The organism is Actimicrobium sp. GrIS 1.19 (assembly GCF_035984655.1).
Classification (GTDB): domain Bacteria; phylum Pseudomonadota; class Gammaproteobacteria; order Burkholderiales; family Burkholderiaceae_D; genus Actimicrobium.
Genome location: NZ_JAXCHT010000003.1, coordinates 95,588 through 113,013 on the forward strand (window position 1 = coordinate 95,588; position 17,426 = coordinate 113,013).

A 17,426-nucleotide genomic window follows, 5' to 3' on the forward strand; every position below is an offset into this window, starting at 1 on the left:
CTGCTTAGTTAGTAGGGAGTGCGGCGAAGCTGATCACGAAACGGCCGCGCGGCTCGCTGCCGGCGTCGCCGTCGGCACGGTATTCGTAATCGAGCAGCGCGCCATTATTCAAACACAGTTCGCGCGCCAGATACAGACCCAGTCCGGTGCCCTTGCTGGAGGTGGTGTAGAACGGCTCGAACAGATGCGCCCGCACGGCGGGTGTAATCGGCGTGCCGTCGTCCTGCACATGCAGCTCGATGCGGCCGGTGGCCAGCACCACCACCTCAAGCCGGATGCTGCCATCGCCGCCGCTGGCATAGCGGGTCGCATTCGACAGCAGATTGACCACTACCTCGCGCAAATGCAACGGATCGAAGCTGACTTCGTGCGCGCCAATGTCACCGATAGCAATCATGTGCGGGGGCAAGCTGCGGGTGGCAATGAATTCCGCCAGCACATCGTCGAAGAATGGCGCCAGCGCCAGCGGTGGCCCATGCGGCTGGGCCTTGCGCGAGAGCTTCAGGATATCTTCGATCATCTGGTTCAGGCGACTGACGTTTTCCTCGATGATACGCAAGAGCCGCACCTGCGTCGGGCTGGGCATGTCTTCTTCGAGCAGCGAGGAGGCGTACGAAATCGCCGACAGCGGATTGCGCACTTCATGGGCGATGCTGGCGGTCAGACGGCCCATCGAGGCCAGCTTCAGTTGTTGCGCCTTGTTGTCGATTTCACTGACATCCTGCATGAAAATCACGGTCCGGCTCTCGTCGGAACCGGCCACCTCGACCGGGGCAAAGCGCAACTTCAAGTGCGCCCCCAGATCGCGCCGGCCACCGCCCCACACCGTATTGGCGTCATGTGCAGCAGCATCGTCACCGGGCTTGATCATGACGAAATGATCCGTCGAGACTGCCATTGGCTCGCCGCGGCCATCGCCGTTGCGATCGATCCAGCGCGTAAAGGCGTCAGCAATCGGTGCCAGTGACGACACGTCAGCCAGGCGGAATGACGAGCGGTCGAGCGCGGCCGGCAGTCCCAGCAGCGTCTCGGCAGCCGGATTGCAGGTGACCACGACGGCGTCGCGATCCACCACCAGGATGCCATCGCCCATGTCGGCAATTACCAGCCGGTTGATCGCTTGCTGCAAGTCCAGTGCCGCGCCTCGGCGCGCCGCCAGCGCTTCCTGCTTGATGAGCTTGGATGCCAGACGGTTGAGCAGCAGCGTGGCGAAAAAGAACGCCATGCCGTACAGCCCGGCCGTGGAAATCTGCACATCGGCGACCTGCTGCAATGACTGCAGCAGACTGTCCGACAACAGCACCAACGCTACCAGCGAGGTGAAAAACAGCGACAGCACCAATGGCGCGAGGATCGCTCCACCGGCCAGCGGAAACAGAAACAGAATTGCCAGCGACCCGCGCCCGCTTCCGGCCAGCACATAGAGCGAGGAAATGATCACGATGTCGACAATGATCTGGGTCGCCAATTGCAACAGGAAGCGTTCCCGCGAAAACGCGCCGAGCAGGGCAAAGGCGGTCGCGGCCATCAGATACACCACGCACAGCTGCATGTAATGTGCCGAGTCGCCGCCCAGTGATCTGCTCAAGGTGAGATACACCAGCAACAGCAGGGCAATGACGATGCGCGTGATATTGAAGGTTTGCAGCGTGCGCCACAGCGTATCGCGCGGCGCGCCGGTCAGTGTGATCGATGCAGCAACGGACTGACGCGACATCAGGACGGTCGGTGCAGCGCGCGATGTTCGGGGCAGCAGAACATCAGCGCTCCAGCGCCAGCCACTGCTTCCGACGCCGGCACATGGATGCCGCATTCGGCGCACTGCACCATCGCTTCGCCGTCGGCCGAGCGACGGGGCGGAATATCCATCGCTTCACGTGAAAATACGGCACGGCTCTTTTTGCGCAGCAAATAAATCACCGTCACGATCAGACCCAGCCACAAAAGGGCTTTCATGCGAAGCTCCGGTGCAGGACCACTTCCAGCACGAAACGGGTGCCGACATACGCCAGCAGCAAGGTCACGAATCCGGTCAGGGTGAAACTGAGTGCGGTCTTGCCGCGCCAGCCGCGCCAGTGCCGGCCGGCCAGCAACACGCCAAACAGCGCCCATGACAACAGGGTAAAGATGGTTTTGTGATCGCCCTTGAGGGCCTTGCCAAACAGCTGTTCGGAGAACACCACGCCCGACAGTACGGTCAGGCTCAACAGCACGAACCCCACCGCAATCAAACGAAACAGCAACTTCTCCATGGTCAGCAGGGCGGGCAGACGATCAATCGCAAGATCAAACCAGCCGGACGTTTCCGGCGTCTGCAGCCCGCGCCGCCGATGCAGTTTCGATTCCTGCAAGGCCATCAGCACGGCATGAAACGCGGCGATGGTCAGCGTGCTGTAGGCCAGCATCGCGACCGCTACATGCCATGGGAACAGGGCCGATTTGCCGTCGAGCGCGACCAGCACGCCGGGAAAAATGATCGGCAGCACCACCGCGCCGGCGGCGACCGGCAGCATCAGCACGCGCAGGCTGTCGAGCGCCTGGCCGCGGTTCTCAAACCAATAAACCCCCACCGAGATCCACATTGCGGCCGACAGCATGGTGGCAAAGCCAAGCCGCAGCGAATCTGGCGTGATCACGTCGCTCCATAGCGCCAGACCATGCAAGGCCCAACCGAGGGCCGTGCCGATGGCGATCGGCACGGGAAGACGTGCCGGCAAGGCGGCGCAAGCTGCATACAGCAGTGCGGCGGCGAGAAAGAAGTAAGTTTGCATCGCCCGAGTTTACACCAAGGCGCGCCGCCTCAGTCGACCGCAGCCGTACGGATTTCATCGTTGTGATGGCGCTGCTGCTCTTCCATCACCAGCTGTCCCAGCTCGCGCTTGAGGGCATTGAATTCGACCGAGGCCGGGTCGCGCATGCGCGGCAGGTCGACCAGGATATCGCGCTTGACCGTGCCCGGCCGATAGGTCATCACGACGATGCGGTCAGCCAGGTAAATCGCCTCCTCGATGCTGTGGGTGACGAACAGGATGGTCTTTTTCAGCTCGGCCCAGATGCGCAGCAATTCATCCTGCAAATTGCGCCGCGTCAGTGCGTCGAGCGCGCCGAACGGCTCGTCCATGAGCATGATCGGCGAATCCAGCGCCAACACGCGCGCGATCGCGACCCGCTGCCGCATGCCGCCCGACAGGTCCTTGGGAAACCGGGTCCGGAAATCCTTCAATCCCAGCGTGTCGAGCAAGGCCAGCACGCGCGGCGCGATGGTGGCCTTGTCGAGGTCCTTGATTTCAAGACCGAAGGCGACGTTCTGTTCAACCGTCATCCACGGAAACAGCGCGTACTCCTGAAACACCATGCCGCGATCCGGACCCGGCCCGGTGACGGTCCTGTCGCCGGTGACGATGCTGCCGGCGCTCGGCAATGAAAACCCGGCGACCGCGTTCAACAGCGTCGACTTGCCGCAACCGGATGGTCCCAGCAGGCAGACGAACTGGCCGCTGACGATGTCCAGGTTGATATCCTGCAGTGCCACCACGTCGCGCTCACCGGTACTGAATACCTTGCTGACGCCCTTGATCTGGATCGGGGATGCGCTCATTTCAATTCTCCAGACCACGGTGCCAGCGCAGCAAATGGTTATTCAACCGAGTCACCGCCAGATCGATTGCCAGACCGAGCATGCCGATGCTGATCATGCCGGCGATAATTTTGTCGGACCAAAAATATTCACGCGCCTCCAGGATGCGGAAACCCAGTCCGTTATTGACCGCGATCATTTCCGCCACGATCACCACGATGAACGCGGTGCCGATGCCGATGCGCACCCCCGACAGAATGTACGGGACTGCAGCCGGCAGCATGATGCGCAGGAATAGTGTGCGCTGGTTGGCGCCCAAGTTGCGCGCCGCGCGCAGATAGATGCTGTCGACATTGCGCACGCCGGCAATCGTGTTGATCAGGACCGGAAAGAAGGCGCCAATGGCGATCAGAAAAATCGCCGGCGGATTGCCCAGCCCGAACCACAGGATCGAGAGCGGAATGTAGGCAATCGGCGGAATCGGCCGCAGCACCTGGATCAAGGGATTCATCCACGTATAGACGCGCTGGCTGGAGCCCATCGACAGCCCGAGCGGCAGCGCCAGTCCCGCTCCCACGGCAAAGCCGACCAGCACGCGGTACATGCTGCTCATGGTGTCGTGAATCAGCTCGCCCGAAAACAGCCAGATGAACCAGTTGCCCGACTCCGCGCCATATGGACTCGTCGGCAGCAGGTATTCAATCCACTTGCGCAGCACCGCCAGCGGCGATGGCAGCACCAGCGCATTGACCCATCCCATGCTGGAAAACATCTGCCACACCGCCAGCGCAATCAGCGGCACGATCAGCCCGGTAGCGGCGCGCCGCAGGTTCAGGTTCGTCATGCGCACTTACTTGACGTTGAGGGATTTTTTAGCCTGGTCGAGCAGGTCGGTCTTGACCCAGTCCCTGGCCACGGGCGGCTTGGCCATCTTGCCAATGCCATACTTCACCATCACGTCAGTGGTGATCTGGATGTGCTCCGGGGTGATGTCGAACGAGTACGGCGAATTGGCAATCGCGTCATTGAAATCATCCTTGCTGATCTGTCCCTTGAACAACGTCTCGGTGACGAACTTTTCGGCCGCGCCCTTGGTGTCGATGAACGTGCGCGTCGCTTGAACAAAGCAGCGCATGAATTTTTCGGCCAGCGGACGACGCTCGTTATAGAATTTTTCGGTCATCACCAGCGTGCGCACCGGCTCGCCAATCGGCGTGTCGTAAGGCTTCATGACCTCGACGCCGAAGCCCTTGTTGATGGCCTGCGACGATTGCGGCTCGGTCTGCATGATGGCATCGAGGTTCTTGCCCAGCAGTGCCTGATTCAGATCCGGGTAGGCCAGATAAATCAATTGCACATCCTTGCCCGGCACATCCGCCGAGGTCAGGCCGTTCTGGGCCAGCTCCGCGGCCAGCAGCACTTCCTGAATGCCACCGCGGGTGACGCCGACCTTCTTGCCCTTGAGATCCTTGACCGACTTGATGCCGGAATCTGGCCGCGCAACCAGCCGGGCGCCACCCTTGGCAAAGCCGGCCACCACATAGATCGGCGTACCGTTGGCGCGTCCGGAAATGGCGGCCTCCGACGCAGTCGCGCCGACATCCAGTTCACCGGCAATGATGGCCTGCATGATGTCGAGCCCTTTGGCAAAGGTGCGTTCCTCGACCTTGATGCCGCATTGCGGTGCGATTTCCTTGATGTACGAGACGGCGCCGAAATGGGCCAGCTTCAGATTGCCGAGGCGGATGACTTCCTGGCCCTGGGCCAGCATGGAAGTGGCAGCGAATGCGAAGGCGATACAGAACTGGGGGATTATTCTTTTAGGCATACTGGTCTCCGGAAAATAAACGTGTTCTTCTTATTATGCTGGGTTCGGGCAACGCGGGCGACAAAGATGTCGTTTTCGCCAATGTGGACTATACGTAGCGCCAACGCCAGCCCGATGACAGGAATCCCGAACAATCGGCCTGCATCGGTTAAAATTACGCTCCCCCGCGATGCACAGAGCTTCTGCCGCATTGACCACTGACCTCCCACCGCATAGACCACACGCCCATGTTAGACAACCTGACCCAACGCCTTGCCAAAGTCGTCAAGACCATGCGTGGCGAAGCCCGCCTGACCGAATCCAATACCGCCGAGATGTTGCGCGAAGTGCGGCTGGCGTTGCTGGAAGCCGACGTCGCCCTGCCGGCCGTGCGCGAGTTCATTGCCAAGGTCAAGGAAAAGGCGATGGGCGAAGAAGTCCTGGCAGCACTCTCGCCGGGCCAGGCCTTGGTCGGCGTGGTGCAGCGCGAGCTGGCTGCGATGATGGGTGCAGATCTTGGCCCGGAGGCGTCCCTGTTGAGTTTTGCGACGCAACCGCCCGCCGTGATCCTGATGGCCGGGCTGCAGGGCGCCGGTAAAACCACCACGGTCGGAAAGCTGGCAAAATTTCTGAAGGAAAAGCACAAGAAAAAGGTGCTGACGGTTTCTGCCGATGTGTACCGCCCGGCGGCCATCGGCCAGTTGCAGACCGTCACGGCGCAAGTCGGCGCTGATTTCTTTCCGTCGCTGCCGACTGACAAGCCAGTCGCGATCGCATTGGCCGCCCTCGACTTCGCGAAACGGCACTATCACGATGTTCTGATCATCGACACCGCCGGCCGGCTCGGCATTGATGCCGACATGATGGCCGAAATCGCCGCCTTGCATGCCGCGGTCAAACCAATCGAAACCCTGTTTGTGGTCGACGCGATGCTCGGCCAGGACGCCATCAATACCGCCAAGGCCTTCAACGATGCGCTGCCACTGACCGGTATCGTGCTGACCAAGCTGGACGGCGATGCGCGTGGCGGCGCCGCGCTGTCGGTGCGCCACATCACTGGCAAGCCGATCAAGTTCGCCGGTGTCGCCGAAAAACTTGACGGCCTTGAAGCCTTCGATCCGCAGCGCATGGCCAACCGGATTCTGGGCATGGGCGACATTCTGGCGCTGGTCGAGGAGGCGCAAAAAGGCGTCGACATGGCCGCCGCGCAGGACATGGCGCAAAAAATCAAATCCGGCGGACGCTTCGACCTCAATGATTTCAAGGCGCAACTGGGCCAGATGAAGAAGATGGGTGGCATGGCCAGCATGATGGATAAACTGCCGGCGCAATTTCAGCAGGCTGCCGCTGGCGCCAACATGGGCAACGCCGACAAGCAGGTGCGCCGCATGGAAGGCATCATCAATTCAATGACACCGCAGGAACGCGCCAAGCCGGAGTTGATCAAGGCCACGCGCAAGCGCCGCATCGCCGCCGGCGCCGGCGTGCAGGTGCAGGAAGTCAACCGGATGCTGGCGCAGTTCGACCAGATGCAATCCATGATGAAGAAGCTCAAAGGCGGCGGCATGATGAAAATGATGCGCAGCATGAAGGGCATGATGCCCGGCGGCGGCATGCGCTGATGATGTGGCAGCCTTTCAGTTAACCGGACAACGAGTGACTTCAGGTCATCAAATGGTGCGGTGCGCTCCCGCAAACCGGTGCCGGGTCTGGCTTTCTCCTATGAAGATGTGCCGTAAAACCTGCTCCAAAATAGCGTTACAAACGATCAAAAAAGGCTTGCATAGCCGGAAAATCCCCACCACTATTAGCGGTGCGTGAACTGGCGCATGTTCCGAACACTTTTGTGAAGGAGGTTTGAAGATGGCATTAGCAAAAAAACCCGCAGCCGCGAAACCGGCCGCCAAGACGCCCGCTGCGAAAAAACCCGCAGTAGCGAAAGCCGCGGCGCCTGCCGCGGCCAAGAAAGCACCAGCAGCAAAAGCAGCAGCGCCAGCAAAAGTCGCCGCCGCCAAACCCGCTGTAAAAAAAGCAGCAGCAGTAAAGCCGGCAACGCCGCGCAAACCCAATGCCGCCTTCATGAAACCGATGACACCATCGGCCGTGCTGGCCGCCGTGGTTGGCGCAACACCGTTGCCACGCACGGAAGTCACCAAGAAGGTCTGGGAGTACATCAAGAAGAATTCGCTGCAAGATGATGCAAACCGACGCATGATCAACGGCGATGACAAACTGAAAGCTGTGTTTGGCGGCAAGAAGCAAGTGTCCATGTTTGAAATGACGAAACTCATTTCGGATCACTTGAAATAATTCTGCCCTGGTGCCAAACAAAAGCGCCCGCAAATTGCGGGCGTTTTTGTTTGCGTGAACCCTTCTCAGATGCTGCGATATTCCCACTTGCGCCACGCCGCCAGCACCGCATTGGGATATTCCGGCCGGCCGCGGCTGCCGTTGTAGCGTCCCAGTGCGAGGTACAGGTCACCCTGCTCCATGTCGATGTAGTGACGCAGGATCGCGCAGCCAAAGCGCAAATTGGTCTGCATGTTGAACAGCTTGCGACGGTCGTTGTCGCCGATGATGCGGGTCCAGAATGGCATGACCTGCATATATCCGTGCGCGCCAACCGGTGACAGCGCATATTTGCGAAAGGCCGATTCGACCTGAATCAATCCCAGCACCAGTCCCGGATCGAGGCCGGACCGGCGCGCCTCATACCAGGCAGTTTCAAGAAATTCCATCCGGACCTGCACGTCGGGCAGCTTCTTTTTCAAACGCTCCGACATCTCACCCATCCAGTACAGGTACTGGATGCGCTCCCTGATATCCGTGAAGCGCGCCTTTGGCGGCGCCGAATCGGACAACGAACGCGACAAGGCGATCCGCACCGAATCGGCCATCGCCTCCTCTTTCTGATTTCCGGCAAACGCGAGCCCTGAGCCGGCCAGCAAGACCGCCAGCACCACCAGCCGCAAGCTGTGCAGCAGCGTTGTCATGCTACCGCGTCCATTGTCGTCGTCATTGCGCACCTCAGCGAAAACGGGAACATCGCCCGCCTCCGTGAGTGGCAGCGCCGCCCGAACAATTCCGTCATGAGCGCGTGGAACCGCAATCACGCGTTCAAACGGGCCTGGGTAAATGCGAGTATCTCGCTGATGTCGACTGCCGTGGCAGTGCTCTCGCGACGGCCCTGATACTCCAGTTTGCCGTCCTTGAGTCCACGGTCGCCAATGACGATGCGATGCGGCACGCCGATCAATTCCCAGTCCGCGAACATGGCGCCCGGACGTTCGCCGCGATCATCCAGAATCGCGTCAATGCCGGCTGCCAGCAGATCGGCCAGAAAGGAATCGGCGGTCTGCTTGACAGCCTCGCTGCGGTCATAGCCCATCGGACACAACACTACCTCGAACGGCGCCAGCGCGCGTGGCCAGACGATGCCCTTGTCGTCGAAGTTCTGCTCGATCGCCGCGCCCAGGATACGCGTGACACCAATTCCGTAACAGCCCATCTGCAGCAATTGCGGCTTGCCGTTTTCGTCGAGAAAGGTGGCGTTCATGTCTTCCGAATAACGGGTGCCGAGCTGAAACACGTGACCGACTTCGATGCCGCGCTGGATTGCCAGCACGCCCTTGCCATCCGGCGAAGCGTCGCCCTCGACCACGTTGCGCAGATCGAACACTGCCGGCTCGGGCAGATCGCGTCCCCAGTTCACGCCGGTGAAATGGAAATCCGCCTGGTTGGCGCCGCAGATGAAATCGCTCATCTGGGCCACCGTCCTGTCGGCAATGACTTTCACCGGACGGGTGGTATTGATCGGCCCCAGATATCCTGGCGGCGTACCGAACCAGTCGACAATTTCCGCCTCGGTCGAGAAACGGTAGTTGGCCAGGCCCGGCACCTTGGCGGCCTTGATTTCATTGAGCTCATGGTCGCCGCGCAACAGCAGCAACCAGACTTGCGGATTCGCCTTGCCGTCGGCGTCCTGCTCGACGGTCAGTACGATCGACTTGACAGTGTGCTGCAAGGGCACCGACAGGAGCGCCGCGACGTCTTCGCACTTTGCCTTGCCGGGCGTCGCGGTCTTGGTCAGTGCCGCAGCCGGGGCGCTGCGTGCGGTGGCGATCGTGGCCGCTTCGGCCGCCTCCATATTGGCCGCGTAGTCCGACGTCGGGCAATACACGATGGCATCCTCGCCGGTATCGGCGATCACATGGAATTCATGCGAGCCGGAGCCGCCGATGGCGCCGTTGTCCGCCGCCACGGCACGAAATTCGAGGCCAAAACGCGTGAATATGTGCGTGTAGGCGTCGAACATGATCTGGTACGAGACCTTCATCGCGGCTGGATCACGGTCGAACGAATAGGCATCCTTCATCGTGAATTCACGCCCGCGCATCAGCCCGAAACGCGGGCGGCGCTCGTCGCGAAACTTGGTCTGGATGTGATAAAAATTGATGGGCAGCTGGCGATACGATTTGATTTCCGTGCGGGCCACGTCGGTGATGACTTCCTCCGAGGTGGGCTGGATGATGAAATCGCGGCCATGCCGGTCTTTTACCCGCATCAGCTCCGGGCCGTATTGTTGCCACCGACCGGTCTCTTGCCACAATTCGGCGGGCTGAACCACCGGCATGAGCAATTCGACAGCGCCGGCACGATTCATTTCGTCGCGCACGATCGCCTCGACCTTGCGAATCACGCGCAAGCCCATGGGCATGTAGGTGTAGATACCGGAGCCGAGACGTTTGATCATCCCCGCACGCATCATGAGCTGATGGCTGATGATTTCGGCGTCTGCAGGTGCTTCTTTGAGGGTGGAAATAAAAAACCGGGAAGCGCGCATGGCGGTGAATTCTTTTTAAAAAGAGAGAGTTATAATCATTCCAATTTTAAAGGATTAGTTGGCTGATGCGCTCACCCTTCGCACAATTGAACCCATTTGAGTTTAAAACGCTCCGCCAGAGTAACGTCGCCGTGATTTAAGCTCGAACGCTTTTGGCGTGCACTGGGCCAGCGCACCGGACCGCAGAAAGTTTGAGGTGCACTATGCTGGACCGTGAAGGCTTTCGCCCGAACGTCGGCATCATTTTGCTCAACACCCATAATGAGGTGTGGTGGGGAAAGCGGGTGCGTGAGCATTCGTGGCAATTCCCCCAGGGCGGAATCAAATATGGCGAAACGCCAGAGCAGGCCATGTTCCGCGAACTCGAGGAAGAGATCGGGCTGCGCGCTGAGCATGTCAAAATCATCGGCCGCACGCGCGACTGGCTGCGCTACGAGGTCCCCGACCGCTTTATCAAACGTGACATTCGCGGCCACTATCGCGGGCAGAAACAGATCTGGTTTTTGCTGCGCATGGTGGGACGAGATTGCGACGTCAACCTGCGCCTGACCAACCATCCCGAATTCGATGCCTGGCGCTGGCATGACTACTGGGTTCCGCTCGATGTCGTGATTGAGTTCAAACGCGATGTCTATCAGCGCGCATTGCATGAACTGTCACGCTATCTGCAACGTCCATTGGTCGAGGCGCACCAGCGTCACGTCGCCAGACAAGGTCGTACCGACCCGGCGCCACTCATCGTGGCAGATCCGGTGTTGATTGTCCCTAACCCTGAATGACATTTCACATGATTTCGACGTTGAATTTTTTACGCAGCAACGCTGCGCGCTTCCTGTTTCTGGCAACCGTTTTGACGCAACTTTCCGCGCAGGCCGAATCGCGCTTTGAAGAGGATTTTTCCGACACCGAAAAACCGTGGCAGGAAATTGCAGTGCAGTTGCCAAAGCTGTCCGACAAGATGGTCTTGCTGCCGTTTGACGTGAGTGCGACCGCCACCCAGTCGTTTGCCATTGCACCCGACTCGCTTACGCTCGGCGACGATGGCGTCATTCGCTATGTGCTGGTCGCAGTCAGCGCAAGCGGCGCGAAAAGCGTCAGCTACGAAGGACTGCGCTGCGCCACGCTGGAAAAAAAGCTGTATGCATTTGGCCGCCAGGATGGCAGCTGGTCACGGTCCAGGCGTGACCAATGGGAGCCGATCAGCGGCAATGCCGCCAATCGTCAGCACGCGGCACTGGCACAGGACGTGTTTTGCGACGGCAAGACCGTCGCTGGCAAACCGACCGACATGATTGCCCGCCTGAAAAGCGGAAAATCGCTCAACGACCATCGGCTGCAATAAACCGGGCCTGGCGACGACTACAGCAGCACCATGTTGTCGCGGTGAATCAGCTCCGGCTCTTCAACGAATCCGAGAATGCTCAGGATATCTGCCGAGGGTCGGCGCATGATGCGGCGCGCCTCCGAACTGGTGTAGTTGGTGATGCCGCGAGCAACTTGCCGACCCTGATGGTCAAGGCAGGAAATCACCGCCCCCCTGCCAAACTCGCCCCTGACTTCGATCACGCCAATCGACAACAATGACTTGCCCTCGGCGGACAACTTCCTGACCGCGCCATCGTCGAGGACGACAGCGCCGGCCGTCTGCAGGTGATCTGCCATCCACTGCTTTCGGGCGGTAAGTTGCGCCGTCGATGCCGTCAACTGGGTGCCAATCGTCTCGCCAGCAGCCAGGCGCAACAGGACATTTTCTTCTCTCCCCGATGCGATCACGGTGTGGGCGCCCGAAGTCGCCGCGCGTTTGGCGGCGAGAATCTTGGTCAACATCCCGCCTCGTCCCAACGCCGACCCGGCGCCGCCTGCCATGGCCTCCAGCGCCACATCACCGGCCTGCGCGTGTCCGACAAAGCGTGCTGTTGCATCCTTGCGTGGATCGGCGGTGAACAGCCCGCGCTGGTCGGTCAGGATAATCAGGGCATCGCCCTCGATCAAATTGGCCACCAGCGCACCCAGCGTATCGTTGTCGCCGAATTTGATTTCATCCGTCACCACCGTGTCGTTTTCATTGATGACGGGGACCACGCCATAGCGCAGCAACGTAAATAATGTCGAACGTGCATTCAGATAGCGCTCGCGATCAGCAAGGTCGGCATGCGTCAGCAGGACCTGGGCCGTCCCGAGTCCATGTGCGCGAAAACTGGTTTCGTACACTTGTGCCAACCCCATCTGTCCGACCGCCGCACACGCCTGCAATTCATGGATGCCGGTCGGACGCTTGTCGAAACCGAGCCGCTGCATGCCTTCTGCGATGGCGCCGGAACTCACCAGCACGACCTCCTTGCCCATCAAGCGAAGTTGCGCAATCTGCGCCGCCCACTTGGCAATGGCGGCATGATCGAGGCCCTTGCCATCGTTGGTCACCAGCGACGAACCCACCTTGATGATGAGTCGTTTGGCGTGTTGAATCAGCGAGGTGGATTGTTCTGCAGTGGTCATCGGAGGGTTGCGTCGTCGTTCAATGTTTCAGGATACTTGACTGGGTGCAAAGCCGCCATGGAAAGCGGGCGTAAAAAAGGCGCGAGAAGAACTCGCGCCTGGCAAGGTGCTGCCATTTATTCCATGACTTTGAAGCGAGGATCATCGGCATCAATCGAAATGATGCCGCGCGCTTCTTCACTCATCTGGGTTTCTTCGGCACGATATTCGAGCGCGCGCTGTTCCGCCAGATAGTTGTACGTTGCGATGACCAGTTCCGGACAGCCATCGTGGTTCAAGGCGGAGATTTCAAACACCGGCCCCTTCCAGCCAAAGCGCTTGACGAAATCCTTGACGCGCTTTTTCCGCTCGCCCTCCGGCACCATGTCGAGTTTATTCAACACCAGCCAGCGTGGCTTGTCGAACAGCGATTCGTCATATTTCTTGAGCTCCTTGACGATCGCCTTGGCTTCCTTGACCGGGTCAACGTTGTCAAACGGCGCCAGATCGACAATATGCAGCAGCAAGCGGGTGCGCTGCAGATGGCGCAGGAACTGCACGCCGAGCCCAGCACCGTCCGCTGCGCCTTCGATCAGGCCCGGGATGTCGGCAATCACGAAACTCTTTTCATGGCTGACACGCACCACGCCCAGATTCGGATGCAGGGTCGTAAATGGATAATCGGCGATTTTCGGCCGGGCATTGGAGACTGCCGAAATATAGGTCGATTTGCCGGCGTTGGGCATGCCGAGCAATCCGACGTCGGCCAGCACCTTCAGTTCGAGACGCAGTTCGCGTCGCTCGCCCTCTTTGCCGTCGCCTTTTTGACGCGGCGCGCGGTTGGTCGATGTCTTGAAATGGATATTGCCCCAGCCGCCTTCGCCGCCTTTTGCCAGCATCGCCTGCTGGCCATGCTCGGTCAGGTCTGCAATGATTTCGCCATTGACGTGATCGATGATCAGCGTGCCAACCGGCATGCGCAGGAAGATATCGTCTGCGCCCTTGCCATAACAATCCGCACCCCGGCCATTTTCGCCGTTGCGCGCCTTGTGCATTTTCGAAAACCGGTAATCGACGAGCGTATTGATATTGCGGTCTGCCACCGCCCAGATGGTGCCGCCCTTGCCCCCATCGCCGCCGTCAGGGCCGCCGAAAGGTCTGAATTTTTCCCGACAAAAGGAGGCGACGCCGTTGCCGCCGTCGCCAGCAATGACTTCGATTTTTGCTTCGTCGATAAACTTCATGATGTCCCGCCATAAACTAAAAAGGCTCCACCGGAAGCAGAGCCTTTTGATTGAAGGCTTACGCCTTGCCTACTATTTGTGCCAGCGCTTTACGCGGCTACCGCTGCTGCAACCACCGTCGCATATTGACGTTGTGTTGCACCTTTGATTACAAACTGTACTTTACCTGGAACCAGCGCGAACAGGGTGTGATCCTTGCCCATGCCAACGTTGTCACCAGGATGTGTCTTGGTGCCGCGTTGACGAATGATGATTCCGCCGGCATTGATTGCCTGGCCGCCGTAGACTTTCACGCCAAGGCGCTTTGATTCCGAGTCACGGCCGTTGCGCGTAGTGCCGCCGCCTTTTTTGTGTGCCATTTCAAGCTCCTTCGATTCTGGTTTGCCCGAGCAACGCCGCTAAATTAGCCGTTGATCGAGACGATTTGCAATTCGGTGTAATTTTGACGATGGCCCTGGTGCTTCTGGTAATGCTTACGACGGCGCATCTTGAAAATCTTTACCTTATCGTGGCGACCGTGCGCCAAAACCGTAGCCAGGACCGTGGCACCTTCAACCAATGGTGCACCAAACTTAATGGTGTCACCCGCGCCCACTGCGAGCACTTGATCGATGGTGATTTCGGAACCAATGTCTGCCGGTATCTGTTCTACTTTGAATTTTTCACCAGCGACAACTTTATACTGCTTGCCACCGGTTTTTATGACCGCGTACATGGAAAACCTCATCAATGAATTAAGGGACTGAAGATCAGAACCCCCACGATTTCGCACTGGAATTACACGCAGAATCGGGAGAGCCGCAGATAATACATGAACTCGGCACTGCGGTCAAAGTCCGTGCGAAATAGTCTGGCTGCAGCCCACACGGCCAACCCCTGGGCACCGGCAGGCGAGCCCGGCGATCTTAAACGCACGCGGGAGATAAGCGCGGGGCATCGTATAATCGATCCAATTTCTGATTCCCAGCAGGCCTACCTTGTTCGCAGCCCAAGCTCTCGCACCTCGATCCCTCGCCACATCCGCCGTCAGCGATGACATGGAGGCAGTCAATAAGGTGATCCGGAAACAATTGCATTCCGATGTCGCTTTAGTCAATCAAATTGCCGAGTACATCATCAGTGCCGGCGGCAAGCGCATTCGGCCGGTGCTGGTACTGCTGGTGGCCAAGGCATATGGCTACCGCGGCACCCACCATCATGAGCTGGCCGCCGTGGTCGAATTCATTCACACCGCGACACTGCTGCACGACGATGTGGTCGACGAGTCTGCCCTGCGGCGCGGGCGGCAGACCGCCAATGCACTGTTCGGCAACGCGGCCTCCGTGCTGGTGGGCGACTTTGTGTACTCACGCGCCTTCCAGATGATGGTCTCGATCGACAACATGCGTGTCATGCGGATTCTGGCCGACGCCACGAACGTGATTGCCGAAGGGGAGGTGCTGCAACTGCTCAACATGCACGATCCCGAAGTGACCGAGGCACGCTACCTCGAAGTCATTCGCTCAAAAACGGCGAAACTGTTTGAAGCCGCGGCCCAGCTTGGCGCGCTGATTGCCGGCGCCTCGGAAACGGAGGTCGAATCGGCGGCCGAATTCGGACGATCGCTCGGGACCGCGTTCCAGCTGATCGACGACGTGCTCGATTATTCAGGCAATGCCGATGCAATCGGCAAGAACGTTGGCGACGATCTGCGCGAAGGAAAGCCGACCTTGCCGCTGATCCATCTGATGCACAACGGCAGCGCGGACCAGCGCGCGCTGGTCCGCAGTTGCATCGAGTTGGGCGATGAACAGCATTTCGACGCGATCCTGTCGGCCATTACCAGTTCCGGCGCGCTCGATTACACCCGTCGGGCGGCAGAACTGGCGGCAACACGCGCCGCCGAAGCCATTGCCGGGCTGCCCGATAGCCAGTTCAAAAATTCCCTGCTAGACTTGTGCACGTTCGCGGTAGACCGCAACCACTGAGCCGATGAAGCAACTCGCCGTGGTCGGACTTCGCGGGGTGTAGCTTAGCCTGGTAGAGCGCTACGTTCGGGACGTAGAGGCCGGAGGTTCGAATCCTGTCACCCCGACCACCCTTTTCGATTCCAACTCTTTGCGGTGACCCTTTGGATACCGTCCCCTTTTGGGTGCAACTGATCGCACTCGCATGCCTGATTCTCCTGTCCGCATTCTTTGCGATGGCCGAAACCGCCCTGATGGCGGCCAATCGCCATCGACTGCGCCATCTCGCCAAGCGCGGCAGTCGCACCGCCCAAACCACGCTATGGCTACTGGATCGCACCGACAAGGTGTTGTCGCTTGTGCTCATTGCCAACACGCTGATCAACGCCTTGGCCACCGCACTCGTGACGGCGATTGCCATCAGCACCTTTGGCAACGATGAGAAAGTGATCACGATCGCCACCGCCGTGGTCGCCTTCCTGTTGATTGTCTTCGCCGAAATATCGCCAAAAATCATTGGCGCGACATTTCCGGAGCGCATTGCGCTTCCTGCCAGCATCGTGCTCAAGCCACTGATGACCCTGGGCAAACCGGTAATCTGGTTCGTCAATCTGTTCGTCACGGTTTTGCTGCGACTGGTGCGTATCAAGCGTGGCACCATCCGCGACCATCGGCTATCGCCCGAAGAGTTGCGCTCGATGGTGCTGGAAGGCGGTCAATTCATTCCGAAAAAACACCAAAGCATACTGCTCAACCTGTTCGACCTTGAGAGCATCTCGGTCGAAGACGTGATGACACCGCGCGCCCAGGTCGAGGCCCTCAACCTGTCAGTGCCGATCGAGGAAATCAAGCGTCAACTGACCACCTGCTACCACAACAAATTGCCGGTGCACGAAGGGGAAATCAACCAGATCGTCGGCATCCTGCACGTGCGCAAGGCAGTCGGCCTGCTCAACGAAGAGGACGAACTGACCACCGATCACTTTCGCGCCCTGCTCACGCCGCCCTATTTCATCCCCCAGGACACGGATGTCCTCACGCAACTGCAATACTTTCAGGAGAATCACGAGCGGCTCGGCATCATTGTTGACGAATACGGCGAGGTGCAGGGACTGGTCACGCTGGAAGACATCATCGAGGAGATGATTGGCGAATTCACAACATCGACCCCGGGCGCGGCGCGCGCCGACCATTTTGGCTGGGATGCGCAGGGTGAATGCCTGCTTGAAGGCTCAACAACTTTGCGCGAAATCAACAAACATCTTGCACTGCAACTTCCTCTGGACGGCCCGAAAACCATTAACGGGTTGCTGCTCGAGTATTTGCAGGATATTCCCGAAGCCAGCGTCTGCCTGAAAATCAACGGCTGCGTGATTGAAATCGTGCAGGTGAAAAACCAGTCAATCAAGGTCGTCAAACTGATTCAGGCCGCGGCGCGCAACACCTTGCCACTGCGCGCCTGAAATGTAACGCTTCGAGCACCTAAAGATAGTCCAATACGTGGCAATGCCTTTACAAATCAAGTGCCTGTAGG

The 17,426-nt window shown here is 59.2% G+C and carries 18 protein-coding genes and 1 tRNA gene; 7 read left to right on the forward strand and 12 right to left on the reverse strand.

Annotation, left to right across the window (positions count from 1 at the left end; all coding sequences use genetic code 11):
• Positions 1-4 precede the first annotated feature (4 nt).
• The 6 genes from RCH09_RS03680 to RCH09_RS03705 are packed head-to-tail and all read right to left on the reverse strand — an operon-like array spanning position 5 to position 5,348.
• Positions 5-1,717, reverse strand: a complete 1,713-nt coding sequence (locus tag RCH09_RS03680) for a two-component system sensor histidine kinase NtrB (protein ID WP_326939694.1) — start codon at positions 1,715-1,717, stop codon at positions 5-7.
• Complete coding sequence (locus RCH09_RS03685; protein WP_326939695.1) at positions 1,717-1,956, reverse strand: PP0621 family protein; 240 nt, start codon at positions 1,954-1,956, stop codon at positions 1,717-1,719. Before RCH09_RS03685 ends, RCH09_RS03680 begins: the two co-directional genes overlap by 1 nt.
• The gene (locus RCH09_RS03690; protein WP_326939696.1) at positions 1,953-2,771 is read right to left on the reverse strand and encodes a cytochrome C assembly family protein; all 819 of its coding nucleotides are present in this window, start codon (positions 2,769-2,771) and stop codon (positions 1,953-1,955) included. The genes RCH09_RS03685 and RCH09_RS03690 overlap by 4 nt, the downstream gene beginning before the upstream one ends.
• A 29-nt stretch (positions 2,772-2,800) precedes the next feature.
• A complete protein-coding gene (locus RCH09_RS03695; protein WP_326939697.1) occupies positions 2,801-3,598 on the reverse strand; it encodes an ABC transporter ATP-binding protein in 798 nt (265 codons plus the stop codon).
• Position 3,599: 1 nt separating this feature from the next.
• Positions 3,600-4,421, reverse strand: coding sequence for an ABC transporter permease (locus tag RCH09_RS03700; RefSeq protein ID WP_326939698.1), 822 nt, complete (start codon positions 4,419-4,421; stop codon positions 3,600-3,602).
• Positions 4,422-4,427: 6 nt separating this feature from the next.
• Positions 4,428-5,348 (reverse strand): ABC transporter substrate-binding protein, encoded by a 921-nt coding sequence (locus RCH09_RS03705; protein ID WP_442785001.1) that lies wholly within the window; start codon positions 5,346-5,348, stop codon positions 4,428-4,430.
• Between the two features lie 284 nt (positions 5,349-5,632).
• On the opposite strand from RCH09_RS03705, the gene ffh reads away from it, so the two are divergent.
• Both ffh and RCH09_RS03715 read left to right on the forward strand, forming a co-directional pair.
• Positions 5,633-7,006, forward strand: coding sequence for a signal recognition particle protein (gene ffh, locus RCH09_RS03710; RefSeq protein WP_326939700.1), 1,374 nt, complete (start codon positions 5,633-5,635; stop codon positions 7,004-7,006).
• 241 nt (positions 7,007-7,247) lie between these two features.
• Positions 7,248-7,694, forward strand: a complete 447-nt coding sequence (locus RCH09_RS03715; RefSeq protein WP_326939701.1) for an SWIB/MDM2 domain-containing protein — start codon at positions 7,248-7,250, stop codon at positions 7,692-7,694.
• Positions 7,695-7,759: 65 nt separating this feature from the next.
• On the opposite strand, the gene RCH09_RS03720 is transcribed toward RCH09_RS03715, so the two are convergent.
• Both RCH09_RS03720 and RCH09_RS03725 read right to left on the reverse strand, forming a co-directional pair.
• Positions 7,760-8,377 (reverse strand): lytic transglycosylase domain-containing protein, encoded by a 618-nt coding sequence (locus tag RCH09_RS03720; RefSeq protein ID WP_326939702.1) that lies wholly within the window; start codon positions 8,375-8,377, stop codon positions 7,760-7,762.
• A 116-nt stretch (positions 8,378-8,493) separates the two neighbouring features.
• Entirely contained in the window at positions 8,494-10,227 is a 1,734-nt protein-coding gene (locus tag RCH09_RS03725; protein WP_326939703.1) for a proline--tRNA ligase, read from the reverse strand.
• A 203-nt stretch (positions 10,228-10,430) separates the two neighbouring features.
• Here RCH09_RS03725 and RCH09_RS03730 point away from each other — a divergent pair, with 203 nt between their 5' ends.
• Together RCH09_RS03730 and RCH09_RS03735 are read left to right on the forward strand one after the other, a co-directional pair.
• Positions 10,431-11,006: an RNA pyrophosphohydrolase gene (locus RCH09_RS03730; protein WP_326939704.1), complete on the forward strand. Its 576-nt coding sequence runs from the start codon at positions 10,431-10,433 to the stop codon at positions 11,004-11,006.
• A gap of 8 nt (positions 11,007-11,014) precedes the next feature.
• Positions 11,015-11,569 (forward strand): CNP1-like family protein, encoded by a 555-nt coding sequence (locus tag RCH09_RS03735; RefSeq protein WP_326939705.1) that lies wholly within the window; start codon positions 11,015-11,017, stop codon positions 11,567-11,569.
• A gap of 17 nt (positions 11,570-11,586) precedes the next feature.
• Here the strand turns inward: RCH09_RS03735 and proB are convergent, their stop codons facing one another.
• The 4 genes from proB to rplU all read right to left on the reverse strand — a co-directional run bounded on the left by proB (position 11,587) and on the right by rplU (position 14,661).
• A complete protein-coding gene (gene proB / locus RCH09_RS03740) occupies positions 11,587-12,723 on the reverse strand; it encodes a glutamate 5-kinase (protein ID WP_326939706.1) in 1,137 nt (378 codons plus the stop codon).
• Positions 12,724-12,839: 116 nt separating this feature from the next.
• A complete protein-coding gene (gene cgtA, locus RCH09_RS03745; protein WP_326939707.1) occupies positions 12,840-13,946 on the reverse strand; it encodes an Obg family GTPase CgtA in 1,107 nt (368 codons plus the stop codon).
• An 89-nt stretch (positions 13,947-14,035) separates the two neighbouring features.
• On the reverse strand, positions 14,036-14,305 hold the full coding sequence (rpmA, locus tag RCH09_RS03750; protein WP_326939708.1) for a 50S ribosomal protein L27: 270 nt from the start codon (positions 14,303-14,305) through the stop codon (positions 14,036-14,038).
• Positions 14,306-14,349: 44 nt separating this feature from the next.
• Entirely contained in the window at positions 14,350-14,661 is a 312-nt protein-coding gene (gene rplU / locus RCH09_RS03755) for a 50S ribosomal protein L21 (protein WP_326939709.1), read from the reverse strand.
• 322 nt (positions 14,662-14,983) lie between these two features.
• On the opposite strand from rplU, the gene ispB reads away from it, so the two are divergent.
• The 3 genes from ispB (at position 14,984) to RCH09_RS03770 (ending at position 17,355) form a co-directional block, all read left to right on the forward strand.
• Positions 14,984-15,913: an octaprenyl diphosphate synthase gene (ispB, locus tag RCH09_RS03760; RefSeq protein ID WP_326939710.1), complete on the forward strand. Its 930-nt coding sequence runs from the start codon at positions 14,984-14,986 to the stop codon at positions 15,911-15,913.
• Between the two features lie 33 nt (positions 15,914-15,946).
• Positions 15,947-16,023: transfer RNA gene (locus RCH09_RS03765), tRNA-Pro, on the forward strand.
• 33 nt (positions 16,024-16,056) lie between these two features.
• A complete protein-coding gene (locus RCH09_RS03770) occupies positions 16,057-17,355 on the forward strand; it encodes an HlyC/CorC family transporter (protein ID WP_326939711.1) in 1,299 nt (432 codons plus the stop codon).
• Positions 17,356-17,426 lie beyond the last annotated feature (71 nt).

Coding starts and splice junctions, on each gene's coding strand:
- RCH09_RS03680 (WP_326939694.1), bottom strand. CDS start 1,717: ATGTCGCGTCAGTCCGTTGCTGCATCGATCACACTGACCGGCGCGCCG.
- RCH09_RS03685 (WP_326939695.1), bottom strand. CDS start 1,956: ATGAAAGCCCTTTTGTGGCTGGGTCTGATCGTGACGGTGATTTATTTG.
- RCH09_RS03690 (WP_326939696.1), bottom strand. CDS start 2,771: ATGCAAACTTACTTCTTTCTCGCCGCCGCACTGCTGTATGCAGCTTGC.
- RCH09_RS03695 (WP_326939697.1), bottom strand. CDS start 3,598: ATGAGCGCATCCCCGATCCAGATCAAGGGCGTCAGCAAGGTATTCAGT.
- RCH09_RS03700 (WP_326939698.1), bottom strand. CDS start 4,421: ATGACGAACCTGAACCTGCGGCGCGCCGCTACCGGGCTGATCGTGCCG.
- RCH09_RS03705 (WP_442785001.1), bottom strand. CDS start 5,348: ATGCTGGCCCAGGGCCAGGAAGTCATCCGCCTCGGCAATCTGAAGCTG.
- ffh (WP_326939700.1), top strand. CDS start 5,633: ATGTTAGACAACCTGACCCAACGCCTTGCCAAAGTCGTCAAGACCATG.
- RCH09_RS03715 (WP_326939701.1), top strand. CDS start 7,248: ATGGCATTAGCAAAAAAACCCGCAGCCGCGAAACCGGCCGCCAAGACG.
- RCH09_RS03720 (WP_326939702.1), bottom strand. CDS start 8,377: ATGACAACGCTGCTGCACAGCTTGCGGCTGGTGGTGCTGGCGGTCTTG.
- RCH09_RS03725 (WP_326939703.1), bottom strand. CDS start 10,227: ATGCGCGCTTCCCGGTTTTTTATTTCCACCCTCAAAGAAGCACCTGCA.
- RCH09_RS03730 (WP_326939704.1), top strand. CDS start 10,431: ATGCTGGACCGTGAAGGCTTTCGCCCGAACGTCGGCATCATTTTGCTC.
- RCH09_RS03735 (WP_326939705.1), top strand. CDS start 11,015: ATGATTTCGACGTTGAATTTTTTACGCAGCAACGCTGCGCGCTTCCTG.
- proB (WP_326939706.1), bottom strand. CDS start 12,723: ATGACCACTGCAGAACAATCCACCTCGCTGATTCAACACGCCAAACGA.
- cgtA (WP_326939707.1), bottom strand. CDS start 13,946: ATGAAGTTTATCGACGAAGCAAAAATCGAAGTCATTGCTGGCGACGGC.
- rpmA (WP_326939708.1), bottom strand. CDS start 14,305: ATGGCACACAAAAAAGGCGGCGGCACTACGCGCAACGGCCGTGACTCG.
- rplU (WP_326939709.1), bottom strand. CDS start 14,661: ATGTACGCGGTCATAAAAACCGGTGGCAAGCAGTATAAAGTTGTCGCT.
- ispB (WP_326939710.1), top strand. CDS start 14,984: ATGGAGGCAGTCAATAAGGTGATCCGGAAACAATTGCATTCCGATGTC.